17 protein-coding genes are annotated in these 14,968 nt (G+C 71.2%); 1 reads left to right on the forward strand and 16 read right to left on the reverse strand.

What is annotated here, in order from left to right:
- Window positions 1-7: 7 nt before the first annotated feature.
- The 12 genes from ABEA46_RS17970 to ABEA46_RS18025 form a co-directional block, all read right to left on the reverse strand.
- Window positions 8-871 carry an aldehyde dehydrogenase family protein gene (locus tag ABEA46_RS17970; protein ID WP_345546477.1) on the reverse strand — a complete coding sequence of 288 codons (864 nt, stop codon included), beginning with the start codon at window positions 869-871 and terminating at the stop codon, window positions 8-10.
- On the reverse strand, window positions 868-2,358 hold the full coding sequence (locus tag ABEA46_RS17975; protein WP_345546479.1) for an aldehyde dehydrogenase family protein: 1,491 nt from the start codon (window positions 2,356-2,358) through the stop codon (window positions 868-870). Before ABEA46_RS17975 ends, ABEA46_RS17970 begins: the two co-directional genes overlap by 4 nt.
- A 25-nt stretch (window positions 2,359-2,383) precedes the next feature.
- The gene (gene deoC / locus ABEA46_RS17980) at window positions 2,384-3,391 is read right to left on the reverse strand and encodes a deoxyribose-phosphate aldolase (RefSeq protein WP_345546481.1); all 1,008 of its coding nucleotides are present in this window, start codon (window positions 3,389-3,391) and stop codon (window positions 2,384-2,386) included.
- Window positions 3,392-3,439: 48 nt separating this feature from the next.
- The gene (locus tag ABEA46_RS17985) at window positions 3,440-4,384 is read right to left on the reverse strand and encodes a sugar-binding transcriptional regulator (RefSeq protein WP_345546482.1); all 945 of its coding nucleotides are present in this window, start codon (window positions 4,382-4,384) and stop codon (window positions 3,440-3,442) included.
- 133 nt (window positions 4,385-4,517) lie between these two features.
- Complete coding sequence (locus ABEA46_RS17990; RefSeq protein ID WP_345546484.1) at window positions 4,518-4,895, reverse strand: hypothetical protein; 378 nt, start codon at window positions 4,893-4,895, stop codon at window positions 4,518-4,520.
- 46 nt (window positions 4,896-4,941) lie between these two features.
- Window positions 4,942-5,913, reverse strand: a complete 972-nt coding sequence (locus ABEA46_RS17995) for a bifunctional riboflavin kinase/FAD synthetase (protein ID WP_345546486.1) — start codon at window positions 5,911-5,913, stop codon at window positions 4,942-4,944.
- Complete coding sequence (locus tag ABEA46_RS18000) at window positions 5,910-6,353, reverse strand: hypothetical protein (protein ID WP_345546487.1); 444 nt, start codon at window positions 6,351-6,353, stop codon at window positions 5,910-5,912. The genes ABEA46_RS17995 and ABEA46_RS18000 overlap by 4 nt, the downstream gene beginning before the upstream one ends.
- 55 nt (window positions 6,354-6,408) lie before the next feature.
- Complete coding sequence (locus ABEA46_RS18005) at window positions 6,409-6,777, reverse strand: hypothetical protein (RefSeq protein WP_345546488.1); 369 nt, start codon at window positions 6,775-6,777, stop codon at window positions 6,409-6,411.
- Window positions 6,774-7,679: a tRNA pseudouridine(55) synthase TruB gene (truB, locus tag ABEA46_RS18010; protein WP_345546490.1), complete on the reverse strand. Its 906-nt coding sequence runs from the start codon at window positions 7,677-7,679 to the stop codon at window positions 6,774-6,776. Before truB ends, ABEA46_RS18005 begins: the two co-directional genes overlap by 4 nt.
- Window positions 7,679-8,353, reverse strand: a complete 675-nt coding sequence (locus ABEA46_RS18015; protein WP_345546491.1) for a nucleoside/nucleotide kinase family protein — start codon at window positions 8,351-8,353, stop codon at window positions 7,679-7,681. Before ABEA46_RS18015 ends, truB begins: the two co-directional genes overlap by 1 nt.
- Before the next feature lie 44 nt (window positions 8,354-8,397).
- Window positions 8,398-8,649 (reverse strand): hypothetical protein, encoded by a 252-nt coding sequence (locus ABEA46_RS18020; RefSeq protein ID WP_345546493.1) that lies wholly within the window; start codon window positions 8,647-8,649, stop codon window positions 8,398-8,400.
- Window positions 8,650-8,654: 5 nt separating this feature from the next.
- A complete protein-coding gene (locus ABEA46_RS18025; RefSeq protein ID WP_345546494.1) occupies window positions 8,655-9,017 on the reverse strand; it encodes a hypothetical protein in 363 nt (120 codons plus the stop codon).
- Between the two features lie 149 nt (window positions 9,018-9,166).
- Here ABEA46_RS18025 and ABEA46_RS18030 point away from each other — a divergent pair, with 149 nt between their 5' ends.
- Window positions 9,167-10,033, forward strand: a complete 867-nt coding sequence (locus tag ABEA46_RS18030) for an HhH-GPD family protein (RefSeq protein WP_345546496.1) — start codon at window positions 9,167-9,169, stop codon at window positions 10,031-10,033.
- A gap of 108 nt (window positions 10,034-10,141) precedes the next feature.
- On the opposite strand, the gene rbfA is transcribed toward ABEA46_RS18030, so the two are convergent.
- The 4 genes from rbfA to nusA all read right to left on the reverse strand — a co-directional run bounded on the left by rbfA (window position 10,142) and on the right by nusA (window position 14,863).
- Entirely contained in the window at window positions 10,142-10,576 is a 435-nt protein-coding gene (gene rbfA / locus ABEA46_RS18035; protein ID WP_345546498.1) for a 30S ribosome-binding factor RbfA, read from the reverse strand.
- A 67-nt stretch (window positions 10,577-10,643) separates the two neighbouring features.
- The gene (gene infB, locus ABEA46_RS18040) at window positions 10,644-13,493 is read right to left on the reverse strand and encodes a translation initiation factor IF-2 (RefSeq protein WP_345546499.1); all 2,850 of its coding nucleotides are present in this window, start codon (window positions 13,491-13,493) and stop codon (window positions 10,644-10,646) included.
- 92 nt (window positions 13,494-13,585) lie between these two features.
- Complete coding sequence (locus ABEA46_RS18045) at window positions 13,586-13,837, reverse strand: YlxR family protein (RefSeq protein ID WP_345546501.1); 252 nt, start codon at window positions 13,835-13,837, stop codon at window positions 13,586-13,588.
- A 36-nt stretch (window positions 13,838-13,873) separates the two neighbouring features.
- The gene (nusA, locus tag ABEA46_RS18050; RefSeq protein WP_345546502.1) at window positions 13,874-14,863 is read right to left on the reverse strand and encodes a transcription termination factor NusA; all 990 of its coding nucleotides are present in this window, start codon (window positions 14,861-14,863) and stop codon (window positions 13,874-13,876) included.
- Window positions 14,864-14,968 lie beyond the last annotated feature (105 nt).

Raw genomic sequence — 14,968 nt, forward strand, 5'->3', positions numbered from 1 at the left:
TGGCTGGCTACACCAGGCTCTTGGTGTGCCAGACCGTCTTCGTCTCGGTGAACGCCGAGATGCGCGCCAGGCTCGGGGCGGCGGCATCCACTCCGCTCTCGGGCGGGAGCACACGCGTGAGCGTCTCGGCCGCGGCGATCTGCAGGTCGATCCAGTCGAGGTCGCCCGCGCCGACGAGGTCGAGCGCGTGCACGTCGGGGTGCGACGCGAGCCACGGTGCGATCTCGGCAGGCGACCCGGTGAGGACGTTCACGGTGCCGCCGGGCACGTCGCTGGTCGCGAGCACCTCGGCGAGGCTGATCGCAGAGAGCGGGTAGCGCTCGGAGGCCACCACGACGACCGAGTTGCCGGTGACGAGCGCCGGGGCGATCGCCGAGACGAGCCCGACGAGCGCGGTGTCCTGCGGGGCGATGACGCCCACCACGCCGGTCGGCTCGGGCACCGAGATGTTGAAGTACGGGCCCGCGACCGGGTTGCCGTTGCCGGCGACCTGGCCGAACTTGTCGCACCAGCCGGCGTACCAGACCCAGCGGTCGATCGCCTCGTCGACCTCGGCGCCGGCGACGGCGGCCGAGACGCCGGCCTGCTGCACGATCTCGTCCACGAACTGCGCGCGACGACCCTCGAGGATCTCGGCCACCCGATAGAGCACCTGTCCGCGGTTGTACGCCGTGGCCCCCGACCAGCTCTTGACGGCCCCTCGGGCGGCGACGACGGCATCCCTCGCGTCCTTGCGCGACGCGAGTGCCGCGTTCGCGAGGAACTCCCCCTTGGGCGAGACGACCTCGTAGGTGCGCCCCGACTCGCTGCGCGGGAAGGCGCCGCCGATGAACAGCTTGTACGTCTTGGGCACGGTGAGGCGCTTGCTCACGGGGCCACCTCCTTCTTCGCGGTGCGGGCTTCGACGGCGCGCGGTGCCGCCGTCGCGCCCTTGAGGTACGCGGCCAGGCCGTGGCGGCCGCCCTCACGGCCGTAGCCGGACTCCTTGTAGCCGCCGAACGGCGACGACGGGTCGAACCTGTTGAACGTGTTGGCCCACACGACGCCGGCGCGCAGCCGGTCGGCGACGGCGAGGATGCGCGAGCCCTTGTCGGACCAGATGCCCGCCGACAGGCCGTACGGCGTGTTGTTGGCCTTCTCGATCGCCTCGGCGGGCGTGCGGAAGGTCAGCACCGACAGCACCGGGCCGAAGATCTCGTCGCGGGCGATGCGGTGCGAGGCCTGCACGTTGGTGAAGATCGTCGGCGCGAACCAGAAGCCGTTGTCGGGGATGACGCAGGGGGCGCTCCAGCGCTCGGCGCCCTCCTCCTCGCCGACCTTGCTGAGCTCGCGGATGCGATCGAGCTGCTCGCGCGAGTTGATCGCGCCGATGTCGGTGTTCTTGTCGAGCGGGTCGCCGAGGCGCAGCGTCGACATGCGGTCCTTGAGCCGGTCGACGACCTCGTCGTGGATCGACTCCTGCACGAGCAGGCGGCTGCCCGCGCAGCACACGTGGCCCTGGTTGAAGAAGATGCCGTTGACGATGCCCTCGATCGCCTGGTCGATGGGGGCGTCCTCGAAGACGATGTTCGCGGCCTTGCCGCCGAGCTCGAGCGTCAGCTTCTTGTCGGTGCCGGCGACGGCCTTCGCGATCTCGCGGCCGACGGCGGTCGAGCCGGTGAAGGCCACCTTGTCGACATCCGGATGCCGCACGAGGGCGGCGCCGGTCGCTCCGGCTCCGGTCACGATGTTGACGACGCCCGGGGGCAGGTCGGCCTGCTGCAGGATCTCGGCGAAGATGAGCGCCGACAGCGGCGTCGTCTCGGCGGGCTTCAGCACGACGGTGTTGCCGGCGGCGAGCGCCGGGGCGATCTTCCACGCGAGCATGAGGAGCGGGAAGTTCCACGGGATCACCTGGCCGGCGACACCCAGCGAACGCGGGTCGGCGCCCAGGCCGGCGTAGTCGAGCTTGTCGGCCCAGCCGGCGTAGTAGAAGAACCACGCGGCCACGAGCGGCACGTCCACGTCGCGGCTCTCTTTGATCGGCTTGCCGTTGTCGAGGCTCTCGGCCACGGCGAGCTCGCGGGCCCGCTCCTGGACGAGGCGCGCGATGCGGAAGAGGTACTTGCCGCGGTCGCGGCCGCTCATCTTCGACCACGTCTTGTCGTACGCGCGACGTGCGGCCGCAACGGCTGCGTCGACGTCGGCCTCGGTCGCGGTCGAGACCGTCGCGATGTGCGACTCGTCGGCGGGCGAGATCGTCACGAACGGGTCGCCCGAGCCCTGACGGAACTCGCCGTCGATGAAGAGGCCGTACTCGGGCTTGAGGCTGAGGATCGCCCGCGACTCGGGGGCGGGTGCGTATTCGAGGAAGCTCATGTCTGGGTCCTGGTCGCCTTCTGTCTCAGTCGATCGTCACGTAGTCGGCGCCGGAGTAGTGCCCGGTCTTCAGCTTCTGGCGCTGCAGCAGCACATCGTTGAGCAGGCTCGACGCGCCGTAGCGGAACAGGTGCGGCTGCAGCCACTCCTCGCCGACCGTCTCGGCCACGGTGACGAGGTACTTGATCGCGTCCTTCGACGTGCGGATGCCGCCCGCCGGCTTGACGCCGATCTTCTCGCCGGTGGCACGGTGCCAGTCGCGCACGACCTCGAGCATGAGGAGGGTCACGGGCAGCGTCGCCGCCGGCGACACCTTTCCGGTCGAGGTCTTGATGAAGTCGCCGCCGGCGAGGATCGCGAGCCACGAGGCGCGCTTGACATTGTCGTACGTGTTCAGCTCGCCGGTCTCGAGGATCACCTTGAGCGAGGCCGACGTGCCGTCCTCGCGGCGGCAGGCCTGCTTGACGCGCGTGATCTGGTCGAACACCTGGCCGTACCGGCCGGCGAGGAACGCGCCGCGGTCGATCACCATGTCGATCTCGTCGGCGCCCTGTCCGACAGCCTCGGCGGTGTCTGCGAGCTTGATGTCGAGCGACGCGCGGCCGCTCGGGAACGCCGTCGCGACGGCCGCGATGCTCACGCCGCCCTCGTCGGGGTCGCCGTGCGCCGAGCCGAGCGCCTCGACGGCGTACGGAACCATGTCGCCGTACACGCAGACGGCCGCGACGCGCGGGGTGGTCTGGTCGGAGGCATCCGGATTCAACGCCTTGGCGACCAGCGACCGCACCTTCCCGGGGGTGTCAGCCCCTTCGAGCGTCGTCAGGTCGATCAGCTGGATGATCTTGTCGAGCGCCCACGCCTTCGACGAGGTCTTGATGGAGCGCGTGCCGAGCCCGGCGGCGCGCTGCTCGAGCCCGACGGCGTCGACGCCGGGGAGCCCGTGCAGATAGCGGCGCAGGGTGGTGTCGTCGGGCTCGCCGCCGAGGAGCTCGAGAGCCCTCTCGGGCAGCGTCACGATGGAGGTGCCTGACATGTCGGGTCTGCCTTTCGGTGGGTGCGCGAGCACAGGAAGTGTGAGGGGTCAGCCGTCGAGCAGCTGCTGGGCGGTGGTCTCGTCGGTCACGAGGACCGTGCACAGACCGGACGTGACGACGGCGGAGGCGATCGCACGCTTGGACTCCCCCGCGATGGCCGCGATCGCCACGTCGGCGCTGCGGAGGTCGTCCAGCGACAGGCCGACGGTGCGGGCATCGAGGTCGGGGTCGACGATGCGGCCGGACGCGTCGATGTAGCGCCCGACGACGTCGCCGACGGCGCCAGCCGCGACCAGGCGGTCGATGTCCGACGCGGCGAGGTAGCCGCTGTCGACGTGCACCGAGCCGTGGTCGGCCGCGCCCGCGCTGAACAGGTAGGCGTCGGCCGAGCGCGCCAGTTCGAGCACGCGCGCCACGACGCGGTCGGCCTCGATGGCATCTTTCGTCGCGCGGTGCTCGAGGATCGCGGGACTCGGCAGCAGCGCGGCGCTGCCGCCGCCCTTCTGCGCGATGCCGACCGCGGTCGCCGCGGCCGTGCCGGGCCGTGAGCTGACGCTCATGCCGCCGTTGATCTGCACGACATCGGTCTGCGTAGACCAGCCGTCGCGCAGGTGGTGCGCGATCTCGGACAGCGTGCGCCCCCAGCTGACGCCGAGCAGGCGCGGGCTCGGTCGCAGCGCGGCGAGATGGTCGGCCGCGGCCTGCGCCACGCGCTGCAGCAGCTCGTCCTCGCTGCGCACGCCGGCGCGCGAGACGACGACGGCATCGGTGAGCCCGCGCTCCTCGCGCAGACGGCGTTCGAGCTGCGGGCGACGCGCGCGGGAGTGGAGGATCTCGATGCGGACGAAGCCGGCGTCCTTCGCCTGTGTGAGCAGGCGTCCGACCTTCCAGCGCGTGATCTGCAGGCTCTTGCCGATCTCTTCCTGCGTGAGGTTCTCTTCGTAGTAGAGCTCGGCGGCCCGGATCGAGAGGAGTTCGTCGACGGCGTCCACGATCCTCCCTTCGTCGTCCCCTCCAGGCTGACACACGCGCGCGCAATGGAGCAACATCTGCACAGACTTTGCTCACATGAGCAGGACGTCGGCGAGGAACCAGTGGATGCCGCGCCCCACGGCCGCCGACGCCTCAGCCGCTCGTCGCGGCGGGGCCGGGCGTCGCCACCGCCTTGGCATGCCGCAGCAGCACCACGACGCCGATGCCGACGACCACGACGAACGCGATCGTGAGGCTCGTGAAAGCGAACCAGTTCTCGTCGAGCGCGAGCACGATCGCCGCCGACACGACGGCGATCGCCGCGGCGGCGAGCTTGGACGCGAACTTGAGACCCACTCCCGGAGTGAGGCGGCCGGCCGGCGAGTCCCCGCGCGCGAGGATCAGGTCGGCGAACGCGTCGAGCGTCGCCAGCAGCGACGCCGAGTACGCGACCGCGCACCCGAGCGCGCCCCACAGGTTGACAGAGCCTCCGGCCGCGGCCTCCGCGGCCCACACCCCCAGCGCGTGCACGCCTCGATGCTAGGGCGAGGACGCCCCGCGGTCTACGGCCTGCGAATCAGGAGAGCTCGCGGCGCACCTGCACGATGTCGTCGGTCATCTGTACGATCAGGGCGTCGACGCCCTCGAACGCGACCATGCCCCGGATGCGCACGACGAACTCCACCTCGACGGTGTGGCCGTACAGGTCGAGGTCGGTCTCGTCGAGCACGTACGCCTCGACCTGACGCGCGTGCACGTCGTCGAACGTCGGGTTCGTCCCGATGCTGACCGCCGCGGGGTAGCGCACACTGCTGCGAGGTGTGGATGCCTCGTCCCCCGGCATCCCCTCGTCCACCAGCCAGCCCGCGTACACGCCCTCGGCAGGCACGAAGCCCTCCAGGTCGGCCGACAGGTTGGCGGTCGGGAAGCCGAGCTCGCGCCCGCGCTTGAAGCCGTGCACGACCTCGCCGCGCACCGCGTGCGGGCGTCCGAGCAGGCGCGCCGCGCCGGCGACGTCACCCTCGTCGAGCAGCTCGCGCACCCAGGTCGACGACACGCGGCGACCGGCGTCGATCGCGCGCACGTCGTCCACGACGTGGACCTCGAAGCCGAACCCGGGTCCGAGCTCCCGCAGCAGATCGGGATTGCCGGCGCCGCCGCGGCCGAAGCGGAAGTCGGCGCCGACCATGACGATCCGAACGCCCAGCGCACCGACGAGCACGTGCTCGACGAACTCGCGGGCGCCGAGGTCGGCGAGCGCACGGTCGAAGGTCAGCATGAGGGTGGCGTCGGCCCCCGCATCCGCGAGCAGTCGCAGCTTCTGCTCGACGCCGACCAGGCTCTGCGGGCAGATCTCGGGGCGCAGCAGCGCCAGCGGGTTGCGGTCGAACGTCACCGCGACGACCTTCGCGCCGGCGGCTGCCGCATCCACGCGTGCCCGGTCGATCACCGCACGGTGACCGGAGTGCACGCCGTCGAACTTGCCGATCGCGACCACCGAAGGGCCGAAGCCCGCGGGCACCTCGCTCGGGTCGCGGAAGACGATCACGATGCCACCGCCGCGGTGTCGGGCGCCGTCTGACGGGCGGCGGGGCGATGCGTGGCGAGCCACCACAGGCCGAGGAAGGGGAGCACCAGCGGCACGAAGACGTATCCCATCCCGAACCACGACCACACCGTCGGGTGGCCGAACAGCTCGGGGGCGACGAGGCTCAGCGTGCCGATGATCAGCACGCCGGCGAGCTCGAACACGATCGCGACCCAGGCGACGACGTACCAGCCGGGGCGTCCGGCGAAGATCAGCGCCAGCGTCGCGACGATGTACACGACGGCCGACATCGCCGACAGCGTGTAGGCGAGGGGCGCCTCGTCGAAGCGCTCGACGATCTGGACGAAGGACCGACCGGTGGCGCCGAGGGCCATGATCGCGTAGACGATCACGAGCACACGGCCGATGCCGGTCATACGGGGGCGGGCGGGCGACGACATAACCACCTGAGTTTAGTCCGTGTGTCAGCGGGCAGCGCCCGGATGCTTCCCCGCGTCAGGCGGGCTGGATGGTCCAGATGACCTGCATGCGCCACACCATGACGGCGATCGACAGCGCGGCGATGCCCATGATGACCGTGCTCCATCGGCTGCGCTCCAGCAGCGCCCACGCCACCGCCGCGATCGGCAGCAGCACGGCCGATACGAGATACACCCAGAACTCGAGCAGGCTCCCGGTCGGCGGGTTGCCCGCGAACGGCGCGACGATCGCGATCACGACCTGGGCGATGAGCAGCAGCTCGACCAGCGCGAGCGAGCCGACCGTCCAGTCGCTGGGGCGGCGGCCGGCGAGACCGGCGATGACGCAGAAGAGTCCCGCGGCGACGGCGACAGCCACCTGCACGATCGTGAACCACAGGATCATCGGGCCGCCTCCTCGGGCATGTTCATGGCGCTCTTGACGTCGGCGCCCCGTCGCTCGACGATGCCGACGAGCACGCCGTCGGGGTCGATCGCGGCGGTGGGGTCCGCCGCCAGGCGGGACGCGGCGCCCGCGAGGCGCTTTCCGTGACGCAGGTCGCGCGCCTCGCCGGCCGTCACGTCGAAGCGGCCGAGCACCGCCGCGGCGGCATCGGCCGGGGCCAGCAGCGGGGCGTCGGCGATGGCGTCGACATCGACGGCCTGCGTCACGTCGAACGGGCCGATGCGGGTGCGGCGGAGCGCCGTCAGGTGCCCGCCGACGCCGAGCGCGGCGCCCAGGTCGCGCGCGAGAGAGCGGATGTACGTGCCGCTGGAGCAGTCCACGACGACGTCGAGGTCGACCACTCCTTCGGCCGCTGAGCCTGTCGACGGGCGTCGCTCGGCCAGCACGTCGAACCGCGACACCGTGACCTCTCGCGCTTTGAGCTGCACGTCCTCCCCCGCCCGGGCAAGGTCGTAGGCGCGGCGGCCGTCGACCTTGATCGCCGAGAAGGTGCTCGGCACCTGCGAGATGCGACCGGTCAGCGGCGCGACGGCCTCGATGATCCGGGCGGAGTCGAGGGAGGAGGCATCCACAGTCGCCACGATCTGCCCGTCGGCGTCGTCGGTGTCGGTCGAGACTCCGAGCCGGATCGTGGCCCGGTAGGTCTTGTCGAGGCCCACGACGAACGTGAGCAGCCGGGTCGCGCCCTCGACGCCCAGCACGAGCAGGCCCGTCGCCATCGGGTCGAGGGTTCCGGCGTGCCCGATCTTGCGCGTGCCGAGCGCGCGCCGGGCGCGCGCGACGACGTCGTGACTCGTGATGCCCTGCGGCTTGTCGACCAGCAGGATCCCCGGCGCGGCCATCAGGCGACGATCCGCGGGTGGGCGAGATCGGAATTGTCGACGACGAGGGATGCCGCCTCCCGCGGCCGCGCCTCGTCGAGGTACAGCTCCTGACCCTGCCGGTAGCGGGCGTTCGCCGGCGCGTCGGGATCCGGATCGGACCCGTCACGCAGCGCCATGCGCGCGAACGTCGCAGAGAACGGCGCATCGAGCCAGATGGACCAGTCCCACAGGTCGCGCAGCTCGGGCCGGTGGAGGAAGATGCCGTCGACCACGAGCACGGCATCGCGCGGCGCGGTCACCCACTGCGACTCGACCGGTGCGTCGCGCGCGACGTCGAACGCCGCGAGCTGGAACCCGGTCGTGCCCGCGGTCTGCGCGCCGTCGCGGAACGGGTCCAGCAGCACGCGCTGGAAGGTGGCGTAGTCGTACGAGTCGCGGTAGAAGCCCTCGGGGCTGCGGCGCCCGAGAGCGTACCGCTCGGCGCGCGGCCGGTGGAACCCGTCGATGCCCGCGCGGAACACCGCGTCACCGGCCTCGGCGAACACCTCGGCGAGGCCGTCCGCGAACACCGTCTTGCCGGCGCCGTCCAGCCCGTCGACGGCGATCACGACGCGTCCGGCCGGGTAGCGACCGCGCACGCGGCCGCGCAGATCGCGCCACAGCGTCGTGGTCGGAGTGACGGGGAGGCGCATGCTCCCAGCCTACGGCGCCGCGGGCATCGGGCCGCGCGCCGCCGTCAGCCGCAGACCTCGTACGGCGGCGCGTCGGCGGTGGTCACGGTGACCGACGTGATGACGGGCGTCTCGCGGTAGGTGAAGAAGATGCGGCCGACCTTCAGATGGATGATCGACGGGCCGATCGCGTCCGGCACCTCGGTGACATCGGGATAGGCGGCGCGCACCTCGTCGACCGTCGAGCCGACGCCGATCCCGTCGGCGGTCCGCGGGCCGTCGGCGGCGGACGGGTCGTTCCAGGACGCGGTGGTCACGTTGATCACCGGAGCGTCGTCCGCGCTGTCGGAGCCCGTGCCGTGAACACCTGGTAGGACTGGTCCGGCGCGTTCCACCAGGCGGTCCACGCGCAGTTGTCGACGTCGTTCGTCGTGCCCTCGGGCATCAGCGCGAGCGCGTCGGGGAACGGGTCGCCGAGCGTGATCGGTCCCATGCCGTCATCGGTGATGATCCAGGTCGACGGATCGTCGGAGTCGATCGTCGGGGCCGGGCTGGGCGTCGAGGTCTGCTCGGCCGATGCAGACGGCGTGCGCGACGAGGTCGAAGCCGGGTCGCCCGGCGTCGCGCACGCGGTCAGCGCCACGGCCGACAGCAGCAGAACGGCGATGGATGCCCGGACACGCATACGTCTCTCCTCACGATTGCCCACCCCGCAACCTAGGGCCACCCGGGCGGGACCGAGGCGGTCGGCCGCTCGATCGTGACGATGTCGTGACGTCCGGACGGCCGCCGTCCGGCGGCTCGACCGCTGAGGCGCCGCATAGGCTGGAGCGCATGCCCGACCTCGCGAGCCCGCTCGTCGCCTGGTATCGCGAGAATGCGCGCGACCTGCCGTGGCGTCGTCCGGGATTCGGCGCGTGGGGCGTGCTGGTCAGCGAGTTCATGCTGCAGCAGACGCCCGTCACCCGTGTGATCCCGCATCTCGAGGCGTGGCTGGGCCGCTGGCCGACGCCCAGCGACCTCGCCGCCGCGGCGCCCGCCGATGCCGTGCGGCAGTGGGCGAACCTCGGCTATCCGCGCCGGGCCCTGTGGCTGCACCGCGCGGCTGTCGAGATCCGCGACCGTCATGACGGGGTCGTGCCGCGCGACGTGGACGCGCTCCTCGCACTGACCGGCATCGGCGAGTACACCGCGCGCGCCGTCGCCGTCTTCGCGTACGGCGACCGGCATCCCGTCGTCGACACGAACACGCGCCGCGTCCTCGCACGCGCGGCCGACGGGCGTTCGCAGCCCGGCCCGCCGTCACGTCGCGACCTCGACGCGATGGCGGCGGTTCTTCCGGCGGACGTCGCGACGTCTGCGGTCGTGAACGCCGCGACGATGGAGCTCGGCGCCGTCGTCTGCACCGCGCGGTCGCCGCGATGCGAGATCTGTCCGCTGCAGGACCGCTGCGCGTGGCTCGCCGCGGGGCGACCCGACACCGGCGACGAGCGGCGCAAGCAGGCGCGCTACGAGGGAAGCGACAGGCAGGCGCGCGGCGCCGTCCTCAAGACGCTCAGGGATGCCGCCGCCCACGCGGTGCCGCTGCCCGAGGTCGTTGCGGACTGGCCCGACGCGCTGCAGCGCGACCGCGCGATCGACTCGCTCATCGCGGACGGGCTGGCGGAGGCGTCCGACGGGATGCTGCGGCTCCCCCGCTAGCGTGGACGCGGCTCACACACTCGCGCGGTCCCTGTCGTACGACGCAGAAACGCGCCGGAATCCTGCGATTGCGGCGCGCGTCTGCCAAGCGTGTGAGCGTTGCGTTGCTTACTCGTCGCCGTCGAGCTCGCGGGGCTTGACGTACGGGTCGGCCTCGCCGGCGTAGGTCGCGCCGGCCGCGAGGCCCGCGACGGACTCGTCGCGCTCGCGCGCCTCACGCAGCAGGTCCTCGATGTGCACCGCGTTCTCGGGGATCGCGTCGGCGATGAACTCCAGGCTCGGCGTGAGCCGCACGTTGAGGTGCTTGCCCACCTCGGAGCGCAGCATCCCGGTCGCCGACTTGAGCGCCTTCGCCGAGGCCTCGCGCTCCTCGGCCGACCCCAGCACCGTGTAGAACACGGAGGCGTGCTGCAGGTCGCCCGTCACACGGACGTCGGTGATCGTGACGAAGCCGAGCCGCGGGTCGCGCAGCCCCTTCTCGAGGCGCTCGGCGAGGATCACGCGGATGCGGTCGCCCAGTCGGGCCTGACGTTCCGAAGACATGAGTGCTCCTTAAGGGGGTGATTCCGGATGCCTCCCGAAGAAGGCATCCGGAATCAGATACGCGGACTCAGCCGCGCGGCTTCTCGACCATCTCGGTGGTCTCGATCTCGTCGCCCACCTGGATGTCGTTGTACTTGCCGAGGCCGATACCGGCTTCGTAGTCGGTGCGCACCTCGGTGACGTCGTCCTTGAAGCGACGCAGCGACTCGATGGCCAGGCCATCGGCGATGACCACGCCGTCGCGGATGACGCGCGCCTTGGCGTTGCGCGTGATCGTGCCCGAGCGGACGATGACACCGGCGATGTTGCCGAACTTCGAGGAGCGGAACACCTCGCGGATCTCGGCCACGCCCGACTGGACCTCTTCGTACTCCGGCTTGAGCAGACCCTTGAGCGACTGCTCGACGTCGTCGATCGCGTTGTAGATGACCGAGTAGAACCGGACATCCACACCCTCACGGGCGGCGCGCTCGCGCGCCTTCGTGTCGGGACGGACGTTGAAGCCGATGACGATCGCGTTGTCGATCGTCGCGAGGTTGATGTCGGACTCGGTGATCGCACCGACGCCGCGGTGGATGATCCGCAGCTGCACCGAGTCGTCGACCTCGATCTTGAGGAGCGACTCCTCGAGCGCCTCGACGGCACCCGACACGTCGCCCTTGATGATGAGGTTGAGCGACTCGACCTTGCCCTCTTCGAGAGCGCGGGTGAAGTCCTCGAGCGAGATGCGCTTGCGGGCCTTGGCCAGCTGGGCGTTGCGCTCGGCCGCTTCACGCTTCTCGGCGATCTGGCGGGCCGTGCGGTCCTCCTCGGTCACGATGAACGTGTCACCGGCGCGGGGCACGGAGTTCAGACCCTGCACCTGGACCGGACGCGACGGGTAGGCCTCTTCGACCGGGTCGCCGTTCTCGTCGATCATGGCGCGCACGCGGCCGTAGGCCGTGCCCGCGACGATCGCGTCGCCGACGCGCAGCGTTCCGGACTGGATGAGCACCGTGGCCACCGATCCGCGGCCCTTGTCGAGCTTCGCTTCGATCGCGACACCGCGCGCATCCTTGTTCGGGTTGGCCGTGAGGTCCAGACCCGCGTCCGCGGTGAGCAGCACCGCGTCCAGGAGCTCCTGGATGCCGGTGTTCTGGCGGGCCGACACGTCGACGAACATGACGTCGCCGCCGTACTCCTCGGCGACCAGGCCGTACTCGGTCAGCTGCTGACGGACCTTGGCCGGGTTGGCCTCGGGCTTGTCGACCTTGTTCACCGCGACCACGATCGGCACATTGGCCGCCTGGGCGTGGTTGAGGGCCTCCACCGTCTGCGGCATGATGCCGTCGTCGGCCGCGACCACGAGGATCGCGATGTCGGTGACCTGCGCACCACGGGCACGCATGGCGGTGAACGCCTCGTGACCGGGGGTGTCGATGAACGTGATGGCGCGCTCGATGCCGTCGTGCTCGGTCCAGACCTGGTACGCACCGATGTGCTGCGTGATGCCGCCGGCCTCGCCCGCGACCACGTTGGTCTGGCGGATGGCGTCGAGCAGTCGCGTCTTGCCGTGGTCGACGTGGCCCATGACGGTCACCACCGGAGGACGGATCTCGAGGTCTTCCTCGTTCTCCGCCTCCAGCTCGGCCTCGAGGTCGAGACCGAAGCCCTCGAGGAGCTCCTTGTCCTCGTCCTCGGGCGAGACCATCTGGATCTTGTAGCCGAGCTCGGCGCCGAGCACCTCGAACGTCGCCTCGTCCAGCGACTCGGTGGCCGTGGCCATCTCGCCGAGGTTGAAGAGGATCGTCACGAGCGTGCCGGGCTGCACGGTGTAGCCGCGCAGCGCCTCGAGCTTGTCGGCGAAGTCCGCGATCGACGCGCCGCGTCGCATGCGGATGATCTCGCCGTTGCCCTTCTGGACGTTGACGCCGCCGACGACCGGCGCCGACCGCATCTCGAATTCTTGACGCTTCGCCCGACGCGACTTACGCTGCTTCGACTTGCCGCCGCCCTTGCCGAAGGCACCTGCGGTGCCACCGCCGGGACCGCGGCCACGACCGCCGCCACCACCGGGACGACCGGCGAAGCCGCCGGGGGCACCCGCACCGGGCGCGCCGCCGGGACGCTGGAAGCCGCCGGCGCCGCCGGGACGACCGGGACCGCCGGGACGCTGCTGGAACGGAGCGCCGGGACGACCGCCGCCGCCGGGACGACCCGCACCGCCCGGGCGCGGAGCACCGGGACGCGGGGAGCCGGGGCGCGGGGCCTGCGGACGCGGGATGTTGCCGGGGGTCGGGCGCTGGCCCATGCCCTGCGCCGACGCGAACGGGTTGTTGCCCGGACGCGGGCCGGCAGGACGCTGGCCCATGCCCTGCGACGAAGCGAACGGGTTGTTGCCCGGACGCGGGGTTCCACCGGGACGCGGCGCCTGCGGCGTCGCACCGGCCGGACCGGGCTTGGGCGCACCGGGCTTGGCGCCCGGGGCCGCGGGAGCGGCCGGAGCCGCCTTGGCCTCGGGGGCGGCCGGAGCCGCCGGAGCGGCAGCAGCCGGAGCCGCGGGGGCCTCGGCTGCCGGAGCAGCCTTCGCCGCGGGGGCGGCCGGAGCCGCCGGTGCTGCGGGCGCGGCCGGGCGCGCCGGACCGGGCTTGGCAGCCGGGCCGGGCTTGACCGCGGGACCGGGCTTGGCAGCCGCGGCACCGGGCGTTGCGGCGGGGCGCGCCGCACCGGGCTTGGCGGCCGGAGCCGCGGGAGCCGCGCCGGACTTGCCCGAGCCGTCGGCTTCGAGCGCCGCGCGCAGCTTGCGCGCGACGGGGGGTTCGATGGTGGACGAGGGGCTCTTGACGTATTCGCCGAGCTCCTTCAGCTTCTCGAGCGCGACCTTGCTGTCGACGCCGAGCTCGGAAGCGATCTCGTGCACGCGTGGTTTGGCAGCCACAAATTCTCCTGTCTGGGGTCTGCCCAGACAGGGCAGACCGTTATCGGCGGACGGGTCTCATTTCGAGCCGTTCACTTTGTTTCCATAGCCGTTCAGCCTTTTCGCTGGATGTGCTCTTCGATGGTCTGCGTGTCAAGCGGGCCTGACACACGCAATGCCCGCACGAAGGCGCGGCGCCGGATGGCGGCATCCACGCACTCGGGCGTCTCATGCACCCACGCGCCTCTTCCGGGCATCGACGCGCGCTCGTCGACGACGAGGGCGGAATCAATGGAGACCACCCTGAGGAGGGCGGACCGGGGAGCACGCGTGCGGCATCCGACGCACGTTCGTACAGCCTCCATGCTACACCGACTAGCTGAGCGACTGCGCCGCGAGGCTCAGCTGTCCTCGAGGATCGAGTCGGGCTGGATGTCGATCTTGGCACCGGTCAGCTTGGCCGCGAGGCGGGCGTTCTGCCCCTCTTTGCCGATCGCCAGCGACAGCTGGTAGTCGGGCACGAGCGCGCGCACGGCCTTGTTCGAGGCATCCAGGACGAAGCTCGACGTGACCTTCGCCGGCGACAGCGCGTTCGCGACGAACTTCGCGAGCTCGGGGTCGTAGTCGACGATGTCGATCTTCTCGCCGCCCAGCTCCTCGGTGACGGCGCGCACACGGCGGCCGAGCTCGCCGATGCAGGCGCCCTTGGCGTTGATCGACGGGTCGTTGGCCTTGACGGCGATCTTGGTGCGGTGACCGGCCTCGCGCGCGAGCGAGACGATCTCGACCAGGCCCGCAGGGATCTCGGGCACCTCGAGGGCGAACAGCTTGCGCACGAGCCCCGGGTGGGTGCGCGACACGGTGATCTGCGGGCCCTTCGTGCCCTTGGCGACCGAGGTCACATAGACGCGCAGACGGGCGCCGTGGGCATAGTCCTCGCTCGGGACCTGCTCCTCGGGGGGCAGGATCGCCTCGACCGAGCCGAGGTCGACGTGGACCATGCGCGGGTTCGGGCCCTGCTGCACGATGCCGGCGACGATGTCGCCCTCCTTGCCGCGGAACTCGCCGAGCACGGCGTCGTCGGCGATGTCGCGCAGACGCTGGCTGATGACCTGCTTGGCGGCGAACGCGGCGATGCGGCCGAAGTCCTCGGGCGTCGACTCCTCTTCGCCGATCACGGCGCCCTCGTCGTCGAGCAGCGGGATGAACACCGCCACGTGACCGGTCTTGCGATCGAGCTCGGCGCGTGCCCCCTCGGGCAGCTCGCCGGTGGGCGAGGTGTGCTTGGCGTAGGCGGTCAGAATCGCCTGTTCGATGATGTGCACGAGCTCGTCGAAGGGGATCTCCTTCTCGCGCTCGACGGTCCGCAGAAGTCCGAGATCGATGTCCACAACAGCCTCCGTATTCAGCTCTCACCGGCGCGTCGCGCGCGCCGGAACCCTACAACGTTACCGGATGCCGGAACCGGCCGCCCTGGGAGTCCCCTGGTCGGCGCG

Source organism: Microbacterium jejuense (genome assembly GCF_039544225.1).
Taxonomy (GTDB): Bacteria; Actinomycetota; Actinomycetes; order Actinomycetales; family Microbacteriaceae; genus Microbacterium; species Microbacterium jejuense.

Coding starts and splice junctions, on each gene's coding strand:
- ABEA46_RS17975 (WP_345546479.1), bottom strand. CDS start 2,358: ATGAGCTTCCTCGAATACGCACCCGCCCCCGAGTCGCGGGCGATCCTC.
- deoC (WP_345546481.1), bottom strand. CDS start 3,391: ATGTCAGGCACCTCCATCGTGACGCTGCCCGAGAGGGCTCTCGAGCTC.
- ABEA46_RS18000 (WP_345546487.1), bottom strand. CDS start 6,353: ATGTCGTCGCCCGCCCGCCCCCGTATGACCGGCATCGGCCGTGTGCTC.
- ABEA46_RS18005 (WP_345546488.1), bottom strand. CDS start 6,777: ATGATCCTGTGGTTCACGATCGTGCAGGTGGCTGTCGCCGTCGCCGCG.
- truB (WP_345546490.1), bottom strand. CDS start 7,679: ATGGCCGCGCCGGGGATCCTGCTGGTCGACAAGCCGCAGGGCATCACG.
- ABEA46_RS18015 (WP_345546491.1), bottom strand. CDS start 8,353: ATGCGCCTCCCCGTCACTCCGACCACGACGCTGTGGCGCGATCTGCGC.
- ABEA46_RS18025 (WP_345546494.1), bottom strand. CDS start 9,017: ATGCGTGTCCGGGCATCCATCGCCGTTCTGCTGCTGTCGGCCGTGGCG.
- ABEA46_RS18030 (WP_345546496.1), top strand. CDS start 9,167: ATGCCCGACCTCGCGAGCCCGCTCGTCGCCTGGTATCGCGAGAATGCG.
- rbfA (WP_345546498.1), bottom strand. CDS start 10,576: ATGTCTTCGGAACGTCAGGCCCGACTGGGCGACCGCATCCGCGTGATC.
- ABEA46_RS18045 (WP_345546501.1), bottom strand. CDS start 13,837: ATGGAGGCTGTACGAACGTGCGTCGGATGCCGCACGCGTGCTCCCCGG.